The 3,616-nt window shown below is 53.4% G+C and carries 4 protein-coding genes; 2 read left to right on the top strand and 2 right to left on the bottom strand.

What is annotated here, in order from left to right; translation table 11 throughout:
- Nucleotides 1-380: 380 nt before the first annotated feature.
- On the bottom strand, nt 381-1,151 hold the full coding sequence (locus tag O6944_04615) for a slipin family protein (GenBank protein ID MCZ6718422.1): 771 nt from the start codon (nt 1,149-1,151) through the stop codon (nt 381-383).
- 4 nt (nt 1,152-1,155) lie between these two features.
- Complete coding sequence (locus O6944_04610; GenBank protein ID MCZ6718421.1) at nt 1,156-2,499, bottom strand: nodulation protein NfeD; 1,344 nt, start codon at nt 2,497-2,499, stop codon at nt 1,156-1,158.
- A gap of 177 nt (nt 2,500-2,676) precedes the next feature.
- On the opposite strand from O6944_04610, the gene O6944_04605 reads away from it, so the two are divergent.
- Nucleotides 2,677-3,246 (top strand): hypoxanthine-guanine phosphoribosyltransferase, encoded by a 570-nt coding sequence (locus tag O6944_04605; GenBank protein MCZ6718420.1) that lies wholly within the window; start codon nt 2,677-2,679, stop codon nt 3,244-3,246.
- Nucleotides 3,243-3,596 carry a hypothetical protein gene (locus tag O6944_04600; protein ID MCZ6718419.1) on the top strand — a complete coding sequence of 118 codons (354 nt, stop codon included), beginning with the start codon at nt 3,243-3,245 and terminating at the stop codon, nt 3,594-3,596. The genes O6944_04605 and O6944_04600 overlap by 4 nt, the downstream gene beginning before the upstream one ends.
- Nucleotides 3,597-3,616 lie beyond the last annotated feature (20 nt).

Genomic DNA, 3,616 nt, shown 5'->3' with positions numbered 1-3,616 from the left:
AAAGAAATACGTGATGGCCCTTACTGCCCTGCCTGTTACGACTCAAACGACAAGTTAATCAGACTGCAACATTGGCCTGAAAGCGACGACGGCATGGTTTCCGAGCGCTATTTGTGCCCAATTTGCAAATTCCAGCAACTGGTGTGAAGAAAATAAAGGCCCCGCCGAAGCGGGGCCCACCTAACCATAGGAGCACTAAACAATGACCGAAACTCAACGAATACAGCACGACTCGAAGGAGCGGGTCGCATACGATCTAATGAGAGCCATTAGCTGCTTAGAGCCGGCCTCTGACGACAAGTCAACGCGCGTCACTGATCCCCTCTTACATGCTCAAGGGTGATTGCTTAGACAGCTCGCTCCGTGCTAACAACGAGCGATCAAGCACCAACCTTACTTTTGCTCGCCACCAGATCCATGAGCGGCTTGACCAGGTCAATCGGCAAAGGAAACACAATGGTTGAACTCTTCTCCCCGGCAATTTCTGTTAGCGTTTGAAGATAACGCAGTTGCAACGACTGCGGATTCTTTGACAGGACCTGAGCCGCCTGCAACAGTTTTCCCGACGCCTGGAGCTCGCCTTCGGCGTGGATGACCTTTGCTCTCCGCTCTCGTTCCGCTTCGGCCTGTTTCGCAATGGCCCGGATCATGCTTTCATCGAGATCAACGTGTTTGATCTCCACATTGCTGACCTTGATGCCCCAAGCATCCGTCTGCTCATCCAGGATCTTTTGAACATCCAAGTTGAGTTTTTCGCGTTCCGCAAGAATCTCGTCCAGTTCATGCTGGCCAAGGACCGAGCGGAGCGTCGTTTGGGCAAGCTGACTGGTGGCGAGTTGAAAGTTCTCAACCTGAATAATCGCCCTTTCCGGGTCAATTACGCGAAAGTAGATCACCGCATTGACTTTCACAGATACATTATCCCGCGAGATCACATCCTGGCTCGGCACGTCCATCACAATTGTTCTGAGATCAATGCGCTCCATCTGCTGTATTCCCGGGATAATAATAATGAGTCCAGGCCCCTTCACCCGTTGAAAACGGCCAAGTAGAAACACCACTCCACGCTCATATTCGCGGAGTATATTTAATATCAGCCACAACACTAAGAGTGACGTGACGACGAGGGTTATTAGTGCGGTCATAGTCATCATATCATTGCTCCTTGTTTATTGGCTCAACAACCAAGGTTAGCCCTTCGAGTCGGGTAACCCGTACTTTTTGACCACGCCGAAGCGGCGCGTCCGAGTGCGCTTGCCACGATTCTCCGTGGGCGCGTATACGTCCAGAGCCATCAAAATCATCTAAAACCTCGCCTTGAATCCCAACCATTTCTTCCATGCCGCTGACGACCGGACCACGATGCACCTTCAAGGCCATACCCGTAACGACCATGAAAAAGCCCGCACTTAAAAGCGCCAACGTGCCAATTAACGGAATGGAGATTGCCACACCGCCCTCGCCAGTATCAAAGAGAATCACCGAACCGATAACAAAGGCAATGACCCCACCGATGCCCAAGACACCAAAGCTGGGAACAAACGCCTCACTGATCATAAAGACAATGCCAAGGATGATGAGCGCAAGCCCCGCATAGTTAACCGGCAATACTTGCAAGGCATACAGGGCCAGCAACAGGCAAATGGCGCCGATCACTCCCGGCAGCACACTGCCTGGATTCGCCAGCTCAAAGATGAGTCCATAAACCCCCAAAAGCATCAGGATGTAGGCCACATTCGGGTTGGTGATGACGGCGAGCAACCGACTTCGCCAGTCGGGGTCGATGATCTGGACAACGAGGCCCGCTGTATCCAACTTCACATCCCGCCCCGCCACATTGACTTCACGACCATCCAGTTCCGACAGTAGTTCGGGGATATCCCTCGCCATGACGTCGACTACACCTTGCTTCAATGCCTCCTCAGCGGACAAGCTTGCGGCCTCGCGTACTGCTTTTTCGGCCCACTCTGCATTGCGGTCACGCATTTCCGCAAGACTGCGGATGTACGCTACGGCGTCGTTTACGATCTTCTTCTGCATAGCATCAATGGTATCTCGATCCTCGTCTTTGTCGTCCTCACCAACGCCGCTAGGCGGCTTGATTTCCGGTAGCCCCCCGATCTGGACCGGCGTTGCAGCCCCTAAATTAGTTCCTGGGGCCATCGCCGCAATGTGGGCCGCATATAGCATGTAAGTCCCCGCGCTTGCGGCCCGTGCGCCCGAGGGCGCCACATACACAACGACCGGAATGGGGGAGGCAATAATATCGCGGATGATTTCCCGCATTGCCGTGTCCAGACCTCCCGGCGTATCCATGCGGATGATAACTAACTTTGCGCCTTCCTCCCTTGCTTGCTCAAGCCCACGATGTACGTAATCACCTATCGCCGGTCCGATAGCATCCTTGATCGTCAGAACGGTGGCAAAATGCTCCGTGTCCGCAAAGACATGCCACGCCAACGCAGCAAAAAGGGAGAATACGAGTGCGGCCCTAGTCATCGAGAAAACGCCACCTAAATATGCCTACAGTAACTTTTAGACTCCAATGGTGCCACATGCGCTCACGCAATCCGAGGGCACAATTGACCATGTGCGCCCCTGCTGGAGGTCTGGCGTGGCAGTCCACGCTGAACCTGCTGGTAAAAATGGCCCCGGCAAGGATAATACTCAGGCATAATGAGCCGGCCAAGGAAACCAGATCGTTTGCGCCGCAGCACCGCCACCTTGGCGGCGGCCGACCTCATTTACACGGTAGAACAAGTCGAACAAGCATTTGATCGGCTTGCAGAAGCCATCGCAGTGACGCTTAGGGACTCAAACCCAATACTCTTGTGTGTAATGGTGGGGGGTATCGTTCCCACAGGCAAGCTATTGATGCGCCTTGATTTTCCACTGCAGGTCGACTACCTACATGCGACGCGCTACCGAGAAAAGACGGCAGGGGGCAAATTGCAATGGCTGAAGCATCCAGAGATCTCCCTAACCGATCGTACTGTCCTCATCGTTGACGACATACTGGATGAGGGTCTGTCCCTTGCAGCGATCGTCGAGGAGTGCAACCGTGCGGGCGCGCGAGCTGTGTATACGGCTGTGCTTCTTGAGAAAACCGTGGCACGGCACCGAGGGCTGAAGCGGGTCGATTTTGTGGGGCTTACCGTCCCCAATCGCTACGTGTTCGGATACGGCATGGACTATTTGGGCTATCTTCGCAATGCTGCAGGTATTTACGCGGTGAAGGAAACATGACGGAACTCGCGATCATCAGCGGCACCGGTCTCATGCCCCTCGATCACCTCCAGATCACCCATCGCGAAGGACAGCAAACTCCATTTGGTGAACCTTCAGCAGAACTCATCTTTGGGTTGTACTGTGACAGAGAGATCGTATTTCTCACCCGTCACGGCGATCCACCCACCATCCCGCCCCATCGCGTGAATTACCGGGCGAACATTTGGGCACTTAAGGAAAGTGGTGTTAGTAAAATCATTAGCATTAATTCCGTCGGCGGCATTACCGCCACTATGCATCCCGGTCGCGTGGTTTTTAAAAACCAAAAAAAAGACAACACACACACCCCGGCACCAACATTATTTTAAGACAAAACAAAAGAAGTAAC

This window comes from Gammaproteobacteria bacterium, assembly GCA_027296625.1.
Lineage (GTDB): Bacteria > Pseudomonadota > Gammaproteobacteria > JAKEHO01 > JAKEHO01 > JAKEHO01.
This window is presented reverse-complemented; position numbering and strand designations above follow the sequence as displayed.

Excerpts from the sequence above, each read along its gene's own strand:
- O6944_04615 (MCZ6718422.1), bottom strand. The coding sequence starts at position 1,151 with ATGACTATGACCGCACTAATAACCCTCGTCGTCACGTCACTCTTAGTG.
- O6944_04610 (MCZ6718421.1), bottom strand. The coding sequence starts at position 2,499 with ATGACTAGGGCCGCACTCGTATTCTCCCTTTTTGCTGCGTTGGCGTGG.
- O6944_04605 (MCZ6718420.1), top strand. The coding sequence starts at position 2,677 with ATGAGCCGGCCAAGGAAACCAGATCGTTTGCGCCGCAGCACCGCCACC.
- O6944_04600 (MCZ6718419.1), top strand. The coding sequence starts at position 3,243 with ATGACGGAACTCGCGATCATCAGCGGCACCGGTCTCATGCCCCTCGAT.